Origin of the sequence: Silvimonas iriomotensis (assembly GCF_014645535.1) — a bacterium.
Lineage (GTDB): Bacteria > Pseudomonadota > Gammaproteobacteria > Burkholderiales > Chitinibacteraceae > Silvimonas > Silvimonas iriomotensis.
Genome location: NZ_BMLX01000002.1, coordinates 46,738 through 67,502, shown reverse-complemented (window position 1 = coordinate 67,502; position 20,765 = coordinate 46,738). Strand labels below are relative to the sequence as shown.

19 protein-coding genes are annotated in these 20,765 nt (G+C 60.4%); 5 read left to right on the top strand and 14 right to left on the bottom strand.

All coding sequences use genetic code 11. The features are described 5' to 3' along the window. Positions 1-12: 12 nt before the first annotated feature. Positions 13-981 (bottom strand): DUF5672 family protein, encoded by a 969-nt coding sequence (locus IEX57_RS06870; protein ID WP_229708880.1) that lies wholly within the window; start codon positions 979-981, stop codon positions 13-15. A 200-nt stretch (positions 982-1,181) separates the two neighbouring features. On the opposite strand from IEX57_RS06870, the gene IEX57_RS06865 reads away from it, so the two are divergent. Further along, a complete protein-coding gene (locus tag IEX57_RS06865; RefSeq protein ID WP_188703556.1) occupies positions 1,182-2,192 on the top strand; it encodes a nucleoid-associated protein in 1,011 nt (336 codons plus the stop codon). Positions 2,193-2,270: 78 nt separating this feature from the next. On the opposite strand, the gene IEX57_RS06860 is transcribed toward IEX57_RS06865, so the two are convergent. Beyond that, positions 2,271-2,738 carry a Dps family protein gene (locus IEX57_RS06860; RefSeq protein ID WP_188703555.1) on the bottom strand — a complete coding sequence of 156 codons (468 nt, stop codon included), beginning with the start codon at positions 2,736-2,738 and terminating at the stop codon, positions 2,271-2,273. 186 nt (positions 2,739-2,924) lie between these two features. Next, positions 2,925-3,548 carry a response regulator gene (locus IEX57_RS06855; protein ID WP_188703554.1) on the bottom strand — a complete coding sequence of 208 codons (624 nt, stop codon included), beginning with the start codon at positions 3,546-3,548 and terminating at the stop codon, positions 2,925-2,927. 431 nt (positions 3,549-3,979) lie between these two features. Here IEX57_RS06855 and IEX57_RS06850 point away from each other — a divergent pair, with 431 nt between their 5' ends. From IEX57_RS06850 to IEX57_RS06840, 3 genes are all read left to right on the top strand, one after another. Continuing rightward, a complete protein-coding gene (locus tag IEX57_RS06850) occupies positions 3,980-4,687 on the top strand; it encodes a response regulator transcription factor (protein WP_188703553.1) in 708 nt (235 codons plus the stop codon). Between the two features lie 427 nt (positions 4,688-5,114). After that, on the top strand, positions 5,115-8,150 hold the full coding sequence (locus IEX57_RS06845) for a ligand-binding sensor domain-containing protein (RefSeq protein ID WP_188703552.1): 3,036 nt from the start codon (positions 5,115-5,117) through the stop codon (positions 8,148-8,150). Between the two features lie 238 nt (positions 8,151-8,388). After that, positions 8,389-8,655, top strand: a complete 267-nt coding sequence (locus tag IEX57_RS06840; RefSeq protein ID WP_188703551.1) for a hypothetical protein — start codon at positions 8,389-8,391, stop codon at positions 8,653-8,655. A 9-nt stretch (positions 8,656-8,664) separates the two neighbouring features. Here the strand turns inward: IEX57_RS06840 and IEX57_RS06835 are convergent, their stop codons facing one another. After that, a complete protein-coding gene (locus IEX57_RS06835; RefSeq protein WP_188703550.1) occupies positions 8,665-9,303 on the bottom strand; it encodes a TetR/AcrR family transcriptional regulator in 639 nt (212 codons plus the stop codon). Positions 9,304-9,476: 173 nt separating this feature from the next. Between IEX57_RS06835 and IEX57_RS06830 the strand changes: the two genes are divergently transcribed. Next, positions 9,477-11,021 (top strand): MFS transporter, encoded by a 1,545-nt coding sequence (locus IEX57_RS06830; RefSeq protein WP_188703549.1) that lies wholly within the window; start codon positions 9,477-9,479, stop codon positions 11,019-11,021. Between the two features lie 59 nt (positions 11,022-11,080). On the opposite strand, the gene IEX57_RS06825 is transcribed toward IEX57_RS06830, so the two are convergent. The 10 genes from IEX57_RS06825 to IEX57_RS06780 form a co-directional block, all read right to left on the bottom strand. Continuing rightward, on the bottom strand, positions 11,081-11,722 hold the full coding sequence (locus IEX57_RS06825) for a VTT domain-containing protein (RefSeq protein WP_188703548.1): 642 nt from the start codon (positions 11,720-11,722) through the stop codon (positions 11,081-11,083). A 97-nt stretch (positions 11,723-11,819) separates the two neighbouring features. Further along, complete coding sequence (locus IEX57_RS06820) at positions 11,820-12,677, bottom strand: fumarylacetoacetate hydrolase family protein (RefSeq protein ID WP_188703547.1); 858 nt, start codon at positions 12,675-12,677, stop codon at positions 11,820-11,822. Positions 12,678-12,695: 18 nt separating this feature from the next. Then, the gene (locus tag IEX57_RS06815; protein ID WP_188703546.1) at positions 12,696-13,799 is read right to left on the bottom strand and encodes a mandelate racemase/muconate lactonizing enzyme family protein; all 1,104 of its coding nucleotides are present in this window, start codon (positions 13,797-13,799) and stop codon (positions 12,696-12,698) included. 183 nt (positions 13,800-13,982) lie between these two features. Then, on the bottom strand, positions 13,983-14,312 hold the full coding sequence (locus tag IEX57_RS06810; RefSeq protein WP_188703545.1) for an L-rhamnose mutarotase: 330 nt from the start codon (positions 14,310-14,312) through the stop codon (positions 13,983-13,985). Positions 14,313-14,316: 4 nt separating this feature from the next. After that, the gene (locus IEX57_RS06805) at positions 14,317-15,288 is read right to left on the bottom strand and encodes a carbohydrate ABC transporter permease (RefSeq protein ID WP_229708878.1); all 972 of its coding nucleotides are present in this window, start codon (positions 15,286-15,288) and stop codon (positions 14,317-14,319) included. Position 15,289: 1 nt separating this feature from the next. Then, positions 15,290-16,192 carry a carbohydrate ABC transporter permease gene (locus IEX57_RS06800; RefSeq protein ID WP_188703544.1) on the bottom strand — a complete coding sequence of 301 codons (903 nt, stop codon included), beginning with the start codon at positions 16,190-16,192 and terminating at the stop codon, positions 15,290-15,292. 165 nt (positions 16,193-16,357) lie between these two features. Further along, positions 16,358-17,683: an ABC transporter substrate-binding protein gene (locus IEX57_RS06795; RefSeq protein ID WP_188703543.1), complete on the bottom strand. Its 1,326-nt coding sequence runs from the start codon at positions 17,681-17,683 to the stop codon at positions 16,358-16,360. Positions 17,684-17,709: 26 nt separating this feature from the next. Then, positions 17,710-18,564, bottom strand: a complete 855-nt coding sequence (locus IEX57_RS06790; RefSeq protein ID WP_188703542.1) for an amidohydrolase family protein — start codon at positions 18,562-18,564, stop codon at positions 17,710-17,712. Positions 18,565-18,566: 2 nt separating this feature from the next. Beyond that, on the bottom strand, positions 18,567-19,577 hold the full coding sequence (locus IEX57_RS06785; RefSeq protein ID WP_188703541.1) for an aldo/keto reductase: 1,011 nt from the start codon (positions 19,575-19,577) through the stop codon (positions 18,567-18,569). Then, positions 19,574-20,680 carry an ABC transporter ATP-binding protein gene (locus tag IEX57_RS06780; protein ID WP_188703540.1) on the bottom strand — a complete coding sequence of 369 codons (1,107 nt, stop codon included), beginning with the start codon at positions 20,678-20,680 and terminating at the stop codon, positions 19,574-19,576. Before IEX57_RS06780 ends, IEX57_RS06785 begins: the two co-directional genes overlap by 4 nt. Between the last annotated feature and the right edge of the window lie 85 nt (positions 20,681-20,765).

The window sequence follows — 20,765 nt, the reverse complement described above, 5'->3', positions numbered from 1 at the left end:
TTTCAGTTTTTACTATTCAGGAAATTGAACGATATATCCGCGATCCTCAAACATGCGTACAATATCGCGCTCTCTCCGCGCCTGCTGCACAATATTCCGCGTCAACCGGTATTGCACCGTGGGTGGATCAATACTGATCAGGCGTCGCCATGAGGCATGATGACCAAACAGGTTCTGGAAATCCATTTCGTTGTAATAAGGCCCGGTGTCTTCAGCGGAAAAATGGCAACACAAATCAATGGGTGCATATTTGATGCCCAGTTTTTCCAGTTGTGGCCGTAAAATTGCGCTGAGTTGTGCGTCTTCGTTAGGAGCATAACTTCGCCAGCGCATACGCAGTGGATTGAAGGCAAGGGAATTGGGCCGGGGGATTTTTATCTCAAGCTGCGGGTGATCAATGAACACCCGTAACATGCGCTTGCTGCGCAGGCTGAAGCCGCCATTGAGAATCGGGTAGACGCTGGAGCCGGGTTTGTTAAGATGGTCCCACCACTCGAAACTTGCCAGCCATTGGGTGCCGGTGGCGGTATCAACGCGGCCATGACAGGTGGGGGCGCCGATGTAGTCGTAATTGAAGAATTCGTCACGCCAGTTGGCGGCATCCAGTACCCAGCCGTCATCCTGGATAATCAGCGCAAAATCGGTTTCAATGACATGCCATAGCGCAAATAAAATAAACAGGCTGTATTCGGTATAACCCAGTTTGGCAATTACCCGGTGCTCTATATACGCGGGAAGATTGGGCGGCGGTTTGGGGCTGCATAACAAGGCCCTTGCACCAGGCTTTGTTGATGGCTGAAGGAAAGCGCATCTGCCGCTTTGCGTGCGTCTTCCATACCGGTGACGGATACCAGCGTGATTTTGCTGAAATTCTGCATATATCCTGGATAACGTGAAGTGATGGGTTAAAAGAACGGGTGACAAAAAATAAGTGAATATCCGGTTCGCTAAAAATAGGATTTGGTTGATATTGATGCGCAATTGAAGGGCGTTTGATATGAAGGCGTGGGAACGAGTTTGACCTACCCGTCAAAGCCAGCGCGCCGTCTTGCCAGGCCGCGGGGGCATAATGGCCACGCCGCGCAATATTCTCCGGCCGGGTCGGTCTGACACGGTACAATGGCGGCCTGTTTCGCGGGCGCCATGCGCTCGCTTGTCTTGTCTTTCTGCGCAGGTGCTTTATGTCTACCCAACCCGTCACCATCCGTGACCTGGTCGTTCACCAACTCATCAAAGAAGCCAACGGCCCGGCCAGCGTTGCCCTGCGCGATGCGGTACTGCCGGTAACGCCGGCCGGTCAACGCCTGGTAGATCATCTGTGCCAGCAATATGTGGCCCGGCTGGGCAAGGGCTTTGGCAAGTTTGAAGAAGATGAAACCCAGTTTGCCGTGCCGGGGCTGGTGCGCGCACATGTGATCGACCAGTCGATCGATTTCATCACGCTCACGCGCGGCATGATGTCGCAGCTGCAACTGCGGGCAGAGCAAGAAGCCCTGGCCACTGGCGGTTTTGTACTGTTTGCGCGCGGCAAAGATGAAGAAGCAGACTTTTTGCTGGTGGCGCTGGTGTCTGAAATCATGGGCACGGCCATTACCGATGGCATGCACATTACCGATTCGCTGCATCTGGACATGAACACCCTGCGCGTGGCCGGCCGGGTTGATCTGACCGCGTGGCAAAAGGGGCAGGATCGTTACCTGAGCTTCTTGAAAGGGCGGGGCGATGTGGCCGCGTACTTCAAGCTGTTCCTGGGTTGCAATGATGTGGTCACTGCACTCAAGGAAACCCAGAAGCTGGTTCAGGGGCTGGAGAACTTTGTAGCGACGACGCAGCTGGGCCATGCCGCGCGTGATGAATTGTTCGAGCGCGCCCACGGTTATCTGGATGAACTGGGTAACGATGCGCGCTCGGTCAGCATTGCCGATGTCGCAGAAAGAATCTGGCCGGATGAGCCGGAGAAAATGCGGGAGACGCTGGCCGATGAAAGCCTGCAGCTTAACGACGGCTTTGTGCCGGATCGCCGCGCCATCAAGCCGCTCAAGCGTTTCAAGACGACGGCGCCGGGCTGGAAGCTGGAGTTCGATCGCGGCGCGATTCGCTCTGGCGACGTGATCTACAACAAGAGCAACGACACCATCGTGCTCTACAACGTGCCCGAGCAGTTGCGAAAAGATCTGGTGGGTGACGAATAAGCCGCTGCATCTGCCGTGAAAAAGCCCCGCAATGCGGGGCTTTTTTGCGCCTTGACGCTGGCCAGCCGGGTGAACCGGTTACTGCAGCAGCGCGCGCAGCATCCAGGCGGTTTTTTCGTGCGTTTGCAGGCGCTGGGTCAACAGATCGTCGGTGGCCTGATCGTTCACGTTGCCCACCGTATCGAGCAGTTCGCGCGCGGTGCGGACCACGGTTTCCTGACCCTTGAGCAAGATACGGATCATTTCTGTGGCTTCCGGCACGTTTTCCACCACCTCAACGCGCGCCAGTCTGGCGAAGGCGCTGTAGGTGCCCGGTGCCACAAAACCCAGCGCGCGGATGCGCTCGGCAATCAGGTCAACGGCCAGTGCCAGTTCGGTGTACTGCGCCTCGAACATCAGGTGCAGCGTGTTGAACATGGGCCCGGTCACGTTCCAGTGGAAATTGTGGGTCTGCAGATAAAGCGTGTAGGTGTCGGCCAGCAGACGTGACAAACCGTCGGCAATTTCCTTGCGGTCTTTTTCAGGGATACCCAGATGAATGTCCATGATGTTTTCCTCTTCTTCCTGTGAAATGGGTTGAAACGGAACCCGGATCGGGATTGCGATGGTGAGATCATTATTGGCAATGACAAGTTGCCTGGGAAATGAAAATTACCATCCATTTTCATAGGTAATCACTATCAAACACCGCGCCTGCTTTGGTCTGTTCAATAGCGGTGGCCGCGGGCGGGCTTAGTGCAGATCAAGAATCCCGCGCTTGAGCGCAATGGTGACCGCGTGCGTGCGATCGGTAGCCGACAGCTTGGACAAGATATTGGTCATGTGCGATTTGACCGTTTCTTCAGAAATGAACAGATCGCTGCCGATGCGCTTGTTGGACATGCCCGACGCGGCCCGCCGCAGCACTTCTACCTCTCGCGTGCTCAGCGCTTCGTCGGCCATGTGGTGCGCCAGGTCGTTGGCAATCTCGGGCGGAATGCGTTTTTGCCCGGCGTGCACCATGCGGATGGTGTCGATCAGCTCTTTGCGCAGCATGCTTTTCAGCAGATAACCGGCCGCACCGGCCTTGATGGCGCGCAGGGCCTGCACGTCGCCTTCATAAGTGGTGAGCACCACGATGCGCGCGTCCGGGTATTCCTTGCGGATCTGGGTCATGGCGCTGATGCCGTTCATTTCCGGCATGCGCACATCCATCAGCGTGACATCCGGGCGATGTTCGCGGAACAACTCTACCGCCTGCAGCCCGTTGCCGGCCTCGGCCACCACGGTCATGTCGGCCTCGAATTCCAGTGCGCCGGTAATGCCGGCGCGCAGCAGCGGGTGGTCATCGACCGTCATGATGGTAATGGGGTTCATGGCCATTCCTGAACGCAGAAAGTCCAGCGGGGTATCCGGCTGGTCTGGGCAAAATCCGGCCAGCATGGGCTAGTCCGGGCGGTAGTGTGGCATGCCGGTTAATACATTGGCATGCCCCTTTCAGGGGAGTTTGTATCAGGTCAGGTACGTCCGTCCAGACAAGGCCGGCCGGTGGCGGCAGCGGCTGCAGGCATGGCAGCACAAGGCGGGCGGGCGGGAAGGGCGGGCAATGCCGGCTAGCACGAAAGTGGGGTTTCAAGTGCGTTCGCATCGGGGATTTGCGCTTTGATACAAACCGGTATCTTTCTCCTCGGGGCAAGCGCGCTGCCGGCAATGCGGCAGGACGGGATCAGCAGAATCCACGGATTGCATGCCACCGGATGGAGACTTGCAACGAATTCAAAACAGTGGAGTGTGTCATGAGAGCCGATATGACTGTCGAAGTAGAAGTAGCGCACTGCGATCCCGTCATCGCCTGGGGCCTGATGGCCATTCTTGCGGGCGTGCCCGGTATCCGGGCCAGAATGCGGGCCAGTGGCGGGGATGCCACGCTGGACATGATGAAAGCAGATGTGCTGATTGCAGACTATGACTTTGCGACGCAGTTTATCCGCCGCCACAAAGGCAGCGCCTGGTATCCCAGCCGTGCGCCGCGCGTGCTGGTGATGACCGCGCGTGATCTGGAGTGGGATGTCCACCAGGCCATGAGCGTGGGTGTGCACGGGTACATGATCTGCAATTGCGATGCGCAAGAGTTGATCACGGCGGTAGAAAAACTGGTGGAAGGCAGCCCGTATGTCTGCAAATCCATCGCCCAGAAACTGGTGAACAGTCTGGGGCATGAATCGCTGACCCTGCGCGAGATGGATGTCTTGCAGAATGTGGCGCTGGGCCTGGGCAACCAGGCCATTGCCCAGGCGCTGGGTATTTCAGCGGGCACCATCAAAACGCACGTCAGCGCCATTTTGTCGAAACTGCGTGCAGCCACGCGGACCGAAGCCGTAGCCATTGCCCGCGCCCGCGGGCTGATTGGCGTGCCCGGCTTGCGTCACGCGGCGCCGGTGCTGTCTGCCGGCACGTCCGCGCCGCTGCCGCCATCACGCATGGCCAGCCAGGCCAGCGTCGCCAGCACGCTTTGAGAGTGATAACCCGCCGCCAGCATGACCACGCCAGCCGCCATACCGGGCTGGCGTTGTTGTTTTCTGCCAACGTGCTCCCGTGCGGGGTTCTCCTTGTTGGCGCCATCGGGCACGATGCACCCGTCGCGGCAGTCTGGCGATGAAATTCCCCCTTTCTCGCTATATTCTGCGTATCCGGAAACGCCCAGACTACAGGCCGGATGACCCCATGGCATGGCCGGGGCGGGCGTACAGCAGGACGTGTACCCACCATGCATTGCCAATCCACATGACAACAATACAATCTGCCCGCGTGGATCTGGCCCGACCGGCTGTGTCCGGCCGTGGACAAGGTGATCCGCCCACACCCCGGGCGGCAGGTGAAGACTTGATGCGATGTAGACGTGATGAATCTTCCTGCTGGCAGCGCCTGCTTCAGCATGGGTGTTTGCTGCTTTGCGGCTGGTGCCTGGCGCTGGCGGCCTGTGCGGGCAGTGCCATCTTGCCGGAACAGGAAAACAACTACCTGGCGACCACGGTGTACCAGCACACCGGCTGGAAACACGCCGACGGCGCGCCCGGTTTCATCAATGCCATTGCGCAGACTGCAGACGGCTGGCTCTGGCTGGGCTCGGCCAGCGGCTTGTTCCGCTTTGACGGCATCAAGTTCGAGCAGATCACCACACTGGGTGGTCATCCGCTCAAATCCAATGTGATTTCCAGTTTGTACGCCGAAGGCAATACCTTGTGGATCGGCTATCAATATGGCCGCGCCAGCGTGTTCGATGGTAAAAGCGTGCGCCATTTCAGCGAGCTGGACGGCCTGCCACCGGGCGCCATTTTCGGGTTTGCCCGTGGCCCGGACGGCAAGATGTACGCGGGCGGCAACGGCGGCATTGGCCGCCTGGATGGCCAGCACTGGGTTCATTTCTGGCCCAATGGCGGCTATGGCGGCATGCAGGCCAACAAGATGTTTTTTGACCAGCATGGCGCGCTCTGGGTCAACGCCTATGGCGACATTCAGGTGAACGTACCAGGCGGCACCCGCTTTGATACGGTGTACCGCTCGCCCGATGCCAGCATGGCGATCAGCCCGATGGGCGATATCTGGATTGCCGGCCGCTCCATCGGGCTGTTGCGCAGTGACCCGCTGCGCCGCCAGTTTGAGCCGGTGTTGCCCGCTGGCAGCAACAGCGGCCCGCTGGCGGTGGATTTCCAGCGCAACGGGCAGATGCTGCTCAACCGCATCGGGTCGATCGAACTCGTCGACAACCCCAACTCCATGCACTCGCTGGCGCGCATTACCGTGCAGAACGGTCTGAGCGGCGAGCATGTGTTAAGCAATCTGCTGGAAGACCGCGAAGGCAATATCTGGGTGGGCACCACGGGTGGCCTTGATCGCATGTATCTGAGCACGCTCACCCAGGTGATCCTGCCGCCCGGCACCACCCAGACCGGCCTGACGGCGGGGGAGGATGGCCGGGTCTGGGTGACCAGCGATCACGATACCTCGCTGATGGAACTCGATCCGCAAGGCCACTTCAGTTATTCCGGGCTTTCCGGCATTACCGCCAGCGTGCGCGCGGCCGATGGCGTGGTGTGGTTTGGCTCGGAGACCGGCGTCTGGCGCAAGCGCGGCGCAGAAATGCAGTTCTGGGCCTTGCCCAAAGACCTGACCGGCAAGCCCATCATGGCCATGGCGCCGGCCGCCAGCGGGACCGGCGTCTGGGTCTCGATCACCCGGCTGGGGCTGTTCTTGCTGCAAGATGGCGAGTGGCGTCGCCGCGCCGGCCGGCTGGATATCCCGGATTTGTCCCCGACCTCCATGCTGCTGGATTCACAGCATCGGCTATGGCTGGGTTTCAGCGAAAGCCGCATCACCATGGTGGATGGCGACAAAGTGGTGAACTACGAGTCGCGCGACGGCCTGAGCCTGGGCAATGTGCTGAGTCTGTACGAGCGTGACGGCGTGCTCTGGGCTGGTGGCGAGACCGGTGTGGCGCGGTTGTCCGGCCGCACGTTTGTGCCGCTGCGTGACGCGGACGGCCACAATTTTGCCGGGGTATCCGGCATCGTACAGCGCGCCAATGGCGAACTCTGGCTGTATGGCGTGGACGGGCTGAACCGCATTGATGCCACGATCATGCAACAAGTGCTGCGCGCCGGGCTGACCGAAGTCCCGGCAGAGCGCTTTGACTACCGCAACGGTCTTGTCGGCGTGCCGGCGCAACTGCGGCCGGTGTCCTCGCTGATTGAAGCCACCGATGGCCGCATCTGGTACGCCACCGATGACAGCGTCGGCTGGCTGGACCCGGCCCACATCCGCCGCAACAGCATCATGCCGCCGGTCCTGATTACCCGCCTGAAAGCCGACGATGTGGTTTACCGCGACGACAATGTCTCGTTACCGCGCAATACCCGCAATCTGCAGATCAGCTTCACCGCGCTGGGCCTGACCTTGCCGCAGCGCATGCATTTCAAATACCAGCTGACCGGCGTGGATAACACCTGGCAGGACGTGGGCAACCGGCGCGAGGCCTTTTATACCAACCTGGCGCCGGGCAATTACCGCTTTACCGTGATTGCCGCCAATGAAGACGACGTCTGGAACATCGTTGGCGCCAGCATTGATTTTTATATCCCGCCCACCTTTGTGCAAAGCCGCTGGTTTATTGCCTTGCTGGTGTTCGGACTGATGCTGCTGGCCGGTTTGCTTTACCTGTGGCGCGTGCGCTACCTGACCGCCCGCATGCGTGAGCGCATTCATGAGCGGGTGCAGGAACGTGAACGCATCGCCCGTGCCTTGCACGACACCCTGTTGCAAGGCGTGCAAGGGCTGATCCTCAGCGTCAATACCGCCACGCGCTATATGCGCACCGACTTTCAGCGCGGCGAGGCCATGATCGAAGACTCGCTCAACCATGCCGAGCAACTGCTCAGCCAGGGGCGTGACCAGGTGCGTGACCTGCGCAGCGGCAGTGAACTGAAGCATGAGCTGTCGCATGCCCTGAAAGAGGCGGCCACCCACCTGACGCGCCAGTACGGCATTGATATCTTCGTCACCTGCAATACCGAACGCCGCCCGCTGCGCGAGGGGGCGGCTGCAGAAATCTTTGCCATTGTGCGCGAAGCCATGGTCAATGCCGCCCGCCATGCCGGCGCGCAGTTCATTGAGGTCCAGCTGGAATACAGCCGCCGCTTTCTGATCTGCGAAGTGCGCGATGGCGGCCGCGGCATTGCCGATCTGGAATTGCTGCAAGACCAGCGTGAGGGGCACTGGGGTATTCCCGGCATGCGGGAGCGTGCGCAAAAGCTGGGTGGTGTGTTGTTTATCGAGACCCGGGTCGGGGCGGGCACGCAGGTCACGGTGGCCATTCCTGGCCACAAAATCTACCTTGCGCCCGGCTGGGTGTTGCGGCTGTGGCGCATGCTGTTCAAGCGCCGTGGCCCCGCCGCAAGCGATGCTTTGCCGCCGGCAGACTGAGCGTTTGCGCTGGCCGTATCCGTAGAACGGGGGTTCGACTGATCGGCCGATGGCCTGATTGCCAGAGCCGGTTGGCCTGGCCGTTGGTCGTGTCTTTTTTTGATGATTATTGAAATTATTTTCTTTTAATAATCATCATGTTGGAAAAAATATCGGGAATCGCAAAAATAATGCTTGCGGCATGGGGAAATGCTGGTTAAGAATGTATAGAACGATTGTTCTACACGAGGAACCAGCCATGCAAACCCGTACCCGTTTTCGTATGACCGACTCCGCCGCCATTCACAAGCAAGTACTGCGTGTACCGGCTGCCATCATTGAACATCTGGTACAACAAGCGCGTGAAGATGCTGCGTTTGGTATCCGCTGGTTGCACCACACTGACCTGGCGCAGATGGATTCCTCACTCAAGGCCGATGCCGAGCGCCTCTTGGGCATGTTTGTGCGGGTGAACGACGATGGCACCGTGACCGACATCGGCATGCGCCAGAAACTGCTGCACTAAGCGCGCAGTTCAGTCGCCATGCAAGTCCTGGGCGGTGGCTTTTGCCGATGCGGTCATCGCATCAAATGCCACCAGCGTGGCATCGGCAATCGCTAATAGTGCGGTACGTCCGGCCCCGTCCCGCGCCTGGATCGACATCCCCTGGCGCACACTCATGATAAACGCGGTCAATTGCTCGATATTGGCCGTCGCGGCGATCTCTCCAGCTGCCTGCGCCCGCAGCAGGCGCTGGCGCAGGATGTTGCCGGAGCGCTTGCGCAGGTCGCACATATGCTGCGCTACGCTGGCATTCTCTGGCGTACAGTTCAGCGCCGACAACAGCACCATGCAGCCGGCCGGTCGCTCCGGGTCGGAAAAATATTCAGCGGTAATGCGCATGGTCTCGTAAACCGCCGTGCGCACATCGGTATCCGCACTCAGGCTGGCATTGATGTCGGCCCCTATCTCGGCGTCGTATTGTTCGACCGCCTCTTTGTACAGCGCTTCTTTCGAGCCAAAAGTGGCATACAGGCTGGGCGAATTGATGCCCATGGCCTCGGTCAGTTGCGCCAGCGAGGCGCCTTCGTAGCCATTGCGCCAGAACACGTCCATTGCCTTGTTCAACGCTGCTTCACGATCAAAGCAGCGGGGTCGGCCTCTTTCTGCCATATCCGTTGGTCCTGAATTCTGTATCGATCAATACATAAAGTGATTGACAGCAGCATTTGTATGCCGCAATTATATTTGTGTCGATCACTACAAAATTATGGCGACGCTGAACCCGGCTTGCAACCCTGGCTGGCAAATGGTTCGGCGTCATCCTCAAGTCTTCCGGAGAACCCATGGACAATCAGACACACGCGCATCCGCATGGCAAATGGCTGGTGCTGGCCGCCGTCTGCCTTGCGGGCATGATGATGCCGCTGGCGTTTACCGCGCCCGGCATTGCCTTGCCGGCCATCAGCCACGATCTGGGCGGTAACGCGCTCTCATTGGCCTGGGTGGTGAACATTTTCATTCTGGCGTTTGGCAGCGCAGTGATGGCTGCCGGGGCACTGGCAGACCGCTTTGGCCGCAAGCGCATGTTTACCCTGGGCGTGGTGGCGTTCGGGCTGATCTCGCTGGCGCAAGTGTTTGTGCCCAATCTGTTGACGCTCAATGTGCTGCGCGCGCTGCAGGGCGTGGCCGCCGCCATGGCCATGGCCGGCGGCTCGGCCTCGCTGGCGCATGAATTTGATGGTGCCGCGCGCACGCATGCGTATTCGCTGCTGGGCACCAGTTTTGGCGCGGGCCTGGCGGTCGGGCCGCTGTGGGCGGGGTTTCTGATTGATGCATTTGGCTGGCGGGCGATTTTCCTCACCTGCGTGGTGATGTCGGTGCTGGTCTTGCTGTTTGGCGTGCCGCGCATGCAAGAGTCGCGTGACCCCAACGCCAGAGGCGTGGATATCTGGGGCACGGTGACGTTTACCGCCACCTTGTTGTTGCTCACGCTGGGCATTTTGCAAGGTCCGCAAAGTGGCTGGGCCAGTTGGCCGACGCTGGCCTTGCTGGGTGGTGCGGTGCTGGCGCTGGTGGTGTTCATCCAGGTCGAGCGCACGCACCCGCGCTCCATGCTTGATCTGTCGCTGTTCCGTAACGCGCGTTTTATTGGCGCGCAGGCGCTGCCCTCAGGCACGGCATTCAGTTTTGTGGTCCCGCTGGTGATGCTGCCGGTACGCTTTATCGGCATTGAAGGCTACAACCCGGTCACGGCCGGGCTGATGATGGTGCCGCTTTCTGCCCCCATGCTGATCGTGCCCTTGCTGGGCGCGCTGGCCACGCGCTGGATTGCCGCCAGCACGCTGTGTCTGATCGGCTTTGGCTTCTCTGCCATCGGCCTTGTCTGGCTGGGGCAGGTGGCACCGGGCGCGGCCCATGCTGACTTTGTCTTGCCGCTGTTGTTGATTGGTTTTGGTGCCAGCCTGCCGTGGGGTCTGATGGATGACCTGGCGATCAGCGTCGTGCCCAAAGAGCGGGCCGGTATGGCGGCCGGTTTCTTTGCAACCGTGCGGCTGGCCAGTGAATCCATTGCGCTGGCGGTGGTTGCGGCGGTACTGGCGGCGGTGCTGCAACTGGTGATCACGCAGCATGCAGGCAATGCTTTGCCGGTGGTGGATCTGGGCAACGCGCTGGCGGCGGGCGATCTGGCCAGCGCCAGCCACATGCTGCCGAGTGTGTCGCACGGCCAATGGCTGCGATTGTATGGCGAGGCGTTTCACCTGGTCACCTTGGTGCTGGCCGCTCTGACGCTGGCCGCCGGGCTGGTCGCGTTCTTTACACTGCGCCGGGCGCCGGCGCACAAGGCTGCAGACCCGCAACTGGTGCCGGTGACGGAATGCGCCCGCTAGGGCATTGGTGGTTACGCAAAAAAGCCCGCTCTGGCGGGCTTTTTTGTTGCCTGACTGGTTCAGCGCAAACGGGTTTTGATCAAACGCCAGCCGCTGCTGATGATCAGCGCGCACAAGGCCACAGCTACGCCGAAGAGGGTGAGCGTACCCATGTGATCCCGCAGGAAAGGGGCGTTGCCAAAGAAATACCCTGCAGTTACAACGCTGGAGCTCCACAGCACAGCGCCAGCTGCCACAAACAGCACAAAACGATGTGGTGTCATGGCGCTTACACCCGCTACGAAGGGCGCCAGCGTACGGATCATGCCCAGAAACGGCGAGATCAGGAACGTCGCCCCGCCGCGTGCTTCATAGAAGGCATGTGCCTTTTGCAGGGCGGATCGATCAAGCCAGGCGCGCTCTCTGGTGAGCAAGGTATAACCCAGTTTTCTGCCAATACGGTAATTCACCATGCTGCCGAGCAAAACGGCAGAGAACATTAGCGGGATCATGATCAGCATGCTCAACTGCCCGCGCGCGCAGAATGCGCCGCAGAGCATGAGCAGCGGGTTGCCTGGCAGGAAAAACAGCGGCAGAAAGGCGATCTCGCAAAACACGATGGCAAACAGCAAGGCATACACGGCCGCGCCATATTGCGTAATCAGCCCGCCCAGGTGCTGATCAAAGTGCAGGCTGATATCAAGCAGTTGTGTCCAGGTCATGGGCGGCGTCAGGCAGTCAGGGTGGAGTGGGGGCCAGCTCCGATCATAGCCGGCCTGGCGGGCCAACAGTATACCGGCTGCCCCGCTTGCCCGACACTCAGTCTGCCCGCGACCAGGCCACCAGCGTTTGTTGCTGCTCGCCCAGGCCGGCAATGCCAAGGCGCATGGTGTCGCCGGCTTGCAGATACCACGGTGCGGGTTTCTGCCCCAGCCCCACGCCCGGCGGGGTGCCGGTGCTGATGATGTCCCCGGGATGAAGCGTCATGAACTGGCTGATGTATGACACCAGTTTGGGGATGCCGAAAATGAACTGGCTGGTGCTGCTGTCCTGCACGCGGCGGCCGTTTACCTCCAGCCACAGGTTCAGTTGGTGCGGGTCGGTCACTTCATCGCGCGTGACCAGCCATGGCCCGATGGGGGAGAACGTATCGCAGCCCTTGCCCTTGTCCCACTGGCCGGCACGCTCCAGCTGGAACTCGCGCTCTGACACATCGTTGATCACCACATAACCTGCCACATGATCCAGCGCCGCGGCCTCATCGACATAACTGGCCGCCTTGCCGATCACCACACCCAGTTCCACTTCCCAGTCGGTTTTCACCGAGCCACGCGGGATGATCACGTTGTCAGCAGGGCCGACGATGGAACTGGCCGGCTTCATGAACAGCACCGGTTCTGGTGGCGGTTCCAGGCCCGATTCGCGCGCATGGTCGGCATAGTTCAGACCCACGCAAATGATCTTGCCGACGCCCGCCACCGGGCAGCCAATCCGCACGCCCTGATCCACCACCGGCAGTCGGCTCAGGTCCAGGGCGTCCAGCGCATTGAGCGTGACTGCATCCAGCTGTTTGCCCGTGATGTCGGGTAGCAGCATGGACAGATCACGGATCTGGCCGCTGGCGTCCAGGGCGGCGGGTTTTTCATGGCCGATGGGGCCGTATCGCAGCAATTTCATGAGGTTGTTTCCAGTGGATCAAGAAAGGGTATGACGAAAGAGGCTGCGCTTTTCCAGCACCGGCCAGTCCCAGGCGATGCCAAGACCGGCTTCATCTGGCGGCGTTGCCATGCCATCGGTAATGCGGATGGGGCGGGCGGTCACGTCATCAAGTTGCGGAATATATTCCAGCCACGCTGCGTTGGGCACGGCAGAACACAAGCTCACGTGTAATTCCATCAAAAAGTGCGGGCACACCGCCAGATTGTGGCAAGCGGCCATGTGCGCCACTTTCAGCCATGGCGTAATTCCGCCCACGCGCGCAACGTCCACCTGGATGATTGAACACGCCTTGTGCTGGATGTAATCCGCAAACTGCCCGGGGCTGTAGAGCGATTCACCCACCGCAATCGGAATACGGCTGTGCGCGGCCAGCTGGGTGTGGCCGGCGACGTTATCGGCGGGCAGGGGTTCTTCCAGCCAGGCCAGATTGACGCCCGCCAGCACGTCGGCGCGGCGCATTGCTTCAGAAACGCTGAAGGCCTGATTGGCATCCACCATCAATTCAAAGTCATCACCCACCGCCTCGCGCACGGCATGCAGGCGGCGCACGTCTTCGGCCAGATGCGGTTTGCCCACTTTCAGTTTGGCGCCTTTGAAGCCGGCGGCCCGGGCGGCCAGTGTTTGTTCTACCAGCGCCGATTGCGGTAACTGCAACCAGCCGCCTTCGGTGGTGTAGACCGGCACTTGCGGCTGCGCCCCACCCAGCAATTGCCAGAGCGGTAAATCTGCGCGCCGGGCCCGCCAGTCCCACAAGGCGGTATCGATGGCGGCCAGTGCCAGGCTGGTGATCGCGCCGACGGCGGTGGCATGCGTATGAAACAGCAAGTCACGCCAGATGGCCTCGACGCAGGCCGGATCACGGCCAGGTAATTGTGGGGCGAGGTGGTCTTTGATGAGGGCAATGACTGAGGAACCACCGGTGCCGATGGTATAGCTGTAGCCGATGCCCTCAGAACCGTCGTCGCAGACGATGCGGACGATGGGCGTTTCCTGGGTCACGAACGACTGGATGGCATCCGTTCTGACTGTTTTGGGGGGCAGGTTAACAAGGTAAAGGTGGACTGCGGTGATTTTGGCCATGGTGATGTGGCTTTGCCTTTTTGCGAAAGACGGTTGTTAGCGCCTTTGGCGCGCGTAAAAGCTTTTCTACCCCGGGGCCGGGAACAAGCCGTTTTTCTTTGGGTTGGCAACCTTGGCAGCCCCAGGAAAAGTGGGCCAAAGAAAGCTGCCCCGGACTTTTTCTCGCCATGCCGCCAACCGGCATCAATCCATATGAAACACCAGCGCCATCCCCGCCCAATGCTCCCCGGGATTGCGGCTTGGCAGCGGCACCTGGCAAGGCGAACACAGCGCCCACCAGCGTCGGGTAACGTCCTGATCAGAAATGGATTTCATATCCGCCGCAAAGTCTGCACCGTGGTATTCCCAATACCCGAACAGCAGGTTTTCCGGCTCGCGCAAAAAGATGCTGTAGTTCTTCACATGGGCCGCAGCCAGACCGGCCAGAATCTCTGGCCAGCACGCTGCGTGCAGGCGTTTGTATTCGTCGATCAGTTCCGGCTTGATGCCAATCACCATGCCCATGCGTTGCATGTGCTTACCCCTTCACGCCGCCAAAAGTCAGCCCGGCAATCAGGTGCTTTTGCACGATAAAAGTCAGGATCAGCGCGGGGATGATGATGATCACCGCCAGCGCGCACATGCCGGCCCAGTTGATGGTGAATTGCGCGGTGAAATCCATCAGCCCCACCGGCAGGGTTTTGGTGTCGGTGCTGCGGGTCAGTTGTGATGCCAGGGCGAACTCGTTCCAGGCGGTCAGAAAGGCAAAGATGGCGGCAGAGGCAATGCCGGATTTGGCCATGGGAAACTCCACCTGCCAGAACGCTTGCCAGCGTGTGCAACCGTCAATTTCGGCGGCTTCGGCCAGTTCTTTGGGAATCTGCCGGAAAAACCCGTCAATCAGCCAGACCGAGAACGGCACGTTCATGGCGACGTACACAATGATGGTGCCGACCTTGGTATCAATCAGCCCCAGCCAGGACCAGATGATGAACACGGGCAAAGACAGCGCAATGCCCGGTACCGCGCGGCTGAGCATCAGGCCGACAAACAGCGTTTTCTTGAAGCGGAACTTGTAGCGGGCAAAGGCGTAACCGCCGGCCAGGCCAATGGCGATGGCGATCACCGTGCTGGTGACGGAGATCACCAGCGAATTCACAAAGTACGCCTTGACCGGAATCCCCGCCGTATCGCCCATGCCGAAGACGTCGCGGAAGTTGTCCAGCGTATAGCTGGTCGCCGCAAAAATGCTGTCGCGCGCCAGGATGGCGACGTTGGTGCGGAACGCGTTGAGCATGACCCACAAGCCAGGCAGCATGATCAGGCACATGGCGATGAACACGCACACCCGGACGCCCCAGCGCATCAGCAGCGCGGCGGGCAGCCAGGGTTCCTTGACCGGTTCGTCATCCAGCCCGGAGAGTTCTGGCAGCGCGCCGCCGGGCGGGGTGGTTTCCAGCGTGCGGGCCAGCGCCGGGTTGCGGTCAAGGGTAAGGGCGGACTGGGTCATGTCAGGCATCCACTTCGTTCAGGAACTGGCGGGAGGCATTGAGCTTGCGAAAGAAATGCACGGTGAAGGCAATTGATAGCAGCACCGCCACATAAGACATGGCATTGGCGTAGCCCATGCGCGCGTCTTCATAACCGGCGCGGGCAGAGAGGGTCCAGATCAGTTCGGTACGGCCGGCCGGGCCGCCATTGGTCATGATCTTGACGATATCAAACGCCCGCCCGACATCCAGCGAGCGGATGGTCATGGCGATATACACAAACGGCATCAGGAACGGCAGGGTGACGTGCCGGAACGCCTGCCACGGCGTGCAGCCGTCTACCCGCGCGGCTTCCAGCGGGTCTTGCGGCATGGCCATCAGCCCGGCCAGCAGCAAGATGGCAAACACGGCGGTGCTGTTCCAGATTTCTGCACAGGCCAGCGAGAAAAACGCCAGGTGGCTTTCTACCAGCCATGGAATCGCCTGGGTGACGCCAAACCAGTTCTGCAAGATATGGTTCACGATGCCGATGTTGTCGTTGAACATGAACTTGAACTGGAACCCCACCAGCACCGGCGAGAACATCATCGGGAACATCATGATGGTGCGCAGCATGCGCTGCCCGCGCGTGACCTGGTTGACCAGCAAGGCCAGCGCCAGGCCAAACAGCATTTCCAGGTTGAGTACCACGGTCAGGAACAGCACCGTGCGGCCAAACGCCCACCAGAAATCGCTCGACCCGAACAACTTGATGTAGTTTTTGAACCAGACCACGTTCCAGATGGTTTCTGGCCGCACCAGGCGGTAACTGGTGAAACTGGTGTACAGCGAGAACAGCAGCGGCACCGCCACCACGACAAGGATGACCACAAACGCCGGTAACAACAGGCGCGCTTCTGGCGGGAGTTTTCGCAACAGTTTCATGGTTGGGTCCGTTTCGTCATCTTGTCGCCCCGATCAAACCGAAGGCGTGAATCCTGCGTTGTACGGTCAGCAAGGTCGTGCCGGAACGACGAAGTGATGGCGCGGGAGGTGAGGTGGCCCGCACAATCCGGCACACCTCACACCTCACACCTCACACCTCACACCTCACTTGTAATACCCGGCGTCATCCATCAAGGCCTCGACTTTTTTCGCGGCATCGTCCAGCGCCTGCTTGCTGGTCTTGTCGCCGACAATCGCCTTTTGCAGTTCTGGCCAGATGCTGTTGGAGACCTCAACCCATTCCGGGATCAGCGGCGGGGTGAACGAATCTTCCCGCATGCCGGCGGCAAAGGTGTTGAACACCTCGGTCAGATAGGTCTCGTTCTTGGCTTTGAACTCGGCCAGGGCGGCCTGCTGGGCATCCAGCCGGGTTGGCATCAGGCCACGGCGGGCTTCCAGCATCTGGGCGTCAAAGCCGGTAATGAACATCAGGAAATCAGCTGCGGCCTTGGGGTTGTCGCAAGACTGGGTGATAGAGAACGAGTGCGAACCAGACCAGCCGGTGCGCTTGCCAGACGAGCCCTTGGGCGCGCGGACAATGCCGACATTGCCGGCGATCTTGCTGCTCTTGGGATCGTTGAAAAAGCTGGCCCAGCCGCCCCAGTCCAGATCCAGCGCCACCGTGCCGCTGGCAAAGCCGTTGCCCAGGTCATCCCACACATAGTTGGGCGCGCCTTTGGGTACGGCGCCGGATTTGTACAGATCAACAAACCAGTTGAGCGACTTCACACCCGCCGGGCTGTTGAAGGTGGGCTTGAAGTTCTTGTCGAACAACTGCCCGCCATTGGCAACGAGCATTTCATAGAAGCGGCCGGTGATCGCTTCATCTTTGCCGGCAAATTGTGTGCCGTAAAAGTTGGGCGGTTTGGCAAAGAATTTCGCTTGCTGGGCGACTTCATCCCAGGTTTGCGGCGGGGCCAGATCCTTGCCGAATTTGGCCTTGTACGCGGCCTTGTTGGCCGGGTCGTCATACGCTTTCTTGTTGTAATACAACTCGCTGATGTCAGAGTGACGCGGGATCTCCAGCAGCTTGCCCTTGATGGTGGATTGCTGGATCACGCGCGGCGAGAACTTGCTGACAAAATCAGCCGGCACCAGCGGTTTGAGGTCGCGGGTGATGGTGACGTATTGCGCAGCAAAGTTGGTGTGGTTAGAGAACAGACAGTAATCGATCTTGCCCGACGCGATGTCCTGCTTGAGTTCGCGGTCCAGCTCGAAATGGCTCTTGCTCGATACGATCTGCACTTTGGCGCCGGTTTTCTTTTCCCACTCCGGGATCACCGAATACAGCGGCTCGTACTGCTCGCCGCCAATCAGTTTCACGCGCAGGGTATAGCCGTCATACGGGCCGGCCCAGGCAGCGGGCATGACCAGGGTTGCGGCCAGGGTCGATAACAGCGTCAGCGATGCAACAAACGGTTGGTTCTTCATCTCAGGCCTCCAGAGTCGTGTGCACTTCATGCTTTTGTGGTGTCCGGCTGCGCAGCGGCAAGCCGGTAGAAGGCGACGGCGTTATCGCCCAGGATGGCTGCGCGCTGTGTCGGGTCTAGCGGGGCGAGCAATTCATCCGTGGTGCTGCACCAGCGGGCGTAATCCCCCGCCAGACGCAACACCGGCCAATCGCTGCCCCAGATCAGCCGCTGCGGGCCGAACATGGACAGCAGATGTTCGCAATACGGGCGCAGGTGATCGGTGTGCCAGTCGGTGGCCGCCTCCGTCACGAGGCCTGAGAATTTGCAATGCACATTGGGTAGCGCGGCCAGCGCGGCAATGTCTTCACGCCACGGCTCAAGGATTTGCGCGGCGATGTCCGGTTTGGCCGCGTGATCAATGACAATGGGCAGTTCCGGGTAGCGCTGCGCAAACACCGCCAGATGGGGCAGGTGTCGGGGCAGGACCAGCGCGTCAAAGCTCAGGCCGTGCGCCATGAGTGCGCGAATGGCCGGCTCCAGCCCGCTCTGGAGAATCCAGCGGTCGTCATCCAGCCCTTGCAGCATGGGACGCACGCCTTTGAACTTGTCCTGTTCGGCCCATTTGGCAATACGGATCGGGGCGTCGCGCGCGGCCAGATCCAGCCAGCCCACGACGCCCAGGATAAACGGGTGGCGCGCGGCCAGATCGGTCAGATAAAAGTTCTCGACCACTGATGGCCGTGTTTGCACCAGCACCGTGCCGTCAATACCGTTGGCGGCCAGCAGGGGTTGCAGGTCCAGCGGCCGGAAACTGCGGTAGATGGCGGTCAGCTCTGGCGTGGGCCAGTCGTAACCGGCCAGCGAGAGATCCCAGAAATGCTGGTGGGCATCAATGCGCATGGTCAGGCCTCGCCAGGCAGCGGGGCGGCTTCATGCAACAGGCCGCGCTGTTTCAGCGTTTGCCAGAACGCAGCCGGGATGGCTTGTTCAAACCACGCGCAGTTCTGCTGCAATTGCGCCAGGGTTTTGCCACCGGGAATACAGGTGGCCACCGCCGGGTGTGCCAGCGGAAACTGCAACGCCGCGGCCGGCAAGGGCACGCCGAATTCATCGCTCACCGCTTGCAGCGCGGCTACGCGTTCCAGCACGCGCGCCGGGGCCTCGGCGTAGTTGTATTTGCGGTTACCGGTCAGCACGCCAGAGTTGAACGGCCCGCCCAGAATGATCCCCACGCCGCGCGCCACGCAGTTGTCCAGAAACGGCGAGAGCGTTTGTTGCTCCAGCAGCGTGTAGCGGCCGGCCAGCAAGCAGCAGTCCAGATCAAACACCTGCATGACATCGTGGACGATTTCCCACTCGTTCACGCCCAGCCCGACGGCGCGGATCTGTCCGCTGTTGCGCAGTTCATCCAGCGCCTGCAAGCCGCCACCGGCGGTAAGCTGGTTGATGTAGTGATCGTGCTCGCCATGATGTGTGGTCCGGCCGATATCGTGCACCAGCAGGATGTCGATCTGCGTCATGCCCAGGCGCTGCTGGCTGTCTTCATACGAGCGCATGATGCCGCTGTAGCTGTAGTCGTAATGCGGCTCGAACGGCAGCGGGTTGACCCAGCCGTTTTCGTCGCTTTGCGGGTTGCCCGGTTTCAACAAGCGGCCCACTTTGGTCGACAAGACAAACTCGCTGCGCGCATGTTGCCGCAGCGCCTGGCCAAAGCGATGTTCGGACTTGGTGTAGCCGTAGTAGGGCGCGGTATCGAAATACCGCAGGCCAGCGTCCCAGGCGCCATCAATGGCGGCGCGGGCATCGGCCTCACTCACATCGTGATACAGCCCGGCCAGCGGCGCGCCGCCCAGGCCAAAGGCGGTGACTTCGATGCCGCTGCGCCCCAGCACGCGCCGGTCGGTCACTTTCATTGCACCACCTCCGGCGTGGCGGCAGGGGTAGTCAGCGCAATGCGCGCCTCGGTGGCGTGATCAAACAGATAAGCCTTGCCCGGCATGGGCGCCAGTTGCAGGGTCTGGCCGGACTGCGCGTTGATACGGTCGCGCACGGTGGCGCAGAGTTCGGTCTGGCCCAGTTTCATGATCAGATGCGTATCGGCCCCGGTGGGCTCGACCACGCGGATGGTGGCATTCAGGCCATGCCCCTCCACCACCTGCAGATGCTCTGGCCGCAATCCCAGCCATACTTTCTGGCCCACCGCGCCGACTTCCTGAGCGCTGACTTGCCAGTGCTGGCCATCTTCCAGATCAATCACCGTGCCACCGGCAACATGACGCAACGCGCCCGGCAAGAAATTCATGGCGGGCGAGCCAATAAACCCCGCGACAAACTTGTTGGCCGGATTGTCGTACAAGGCCAGCGGCGTGCCGACTTGTTCAATCAGGCCGTCATGCAGCACCACAATGCGGTCGGCCATGGTCATGGCTTCGATCTGATCATGCGTGACGTAGACCGAGGTGGTTTTCAGTTGCTGATGCAAGGCCTTGATATCCGCCCGCATCTGCACACGCAATTTGGCGTCCAGGTTCGATAACGGCTCGTCAAACAAAAACACCTGCGGATCACGCACAATGGCCCGGCCCATTGCCACGCGCTGGCGCTGGCCGCCGGAGAGCTGGCGCGGAAAGCGTTCCAGCAAATGCGCCAGTCCCAGCATGGTGGCGGCCTGGTCCAGCCGGCGGCGGATTTCATCTTCTGGCTGCTTTTTCAGGCGCAGCGCAAACGTCATGTTCTCGCCCACCGTCATGTGCGGGTAAAGCGCGTAGTTCTGGAACACCATGGCGATGTCACGATCGCGCGGCGGCAAGCCGTTGACCACGCGGTTGCCAATCCGGATCTGCCCGCCAGAGATATCCTCCAGCCCGGCCAGCATGCGCAACAAGGTAGACTTGCCGCAGCCGGACGGCCCGACCAGCACCACGAACTCGCCATCGGCAATAGCCAGATCCACGCCGTGGATGATGTCCGTGTCGCCGTAGCTTTTCTTGACCTGATGCAGTGTTACAGAAGCCATGGGGTTTCCCTGTGAGGAGTGAGGCGCAATGAGTGAGGTGTAAAACCCGTATGCCAGGGTGGTCCGCCTTGTTTTTCACACTTCA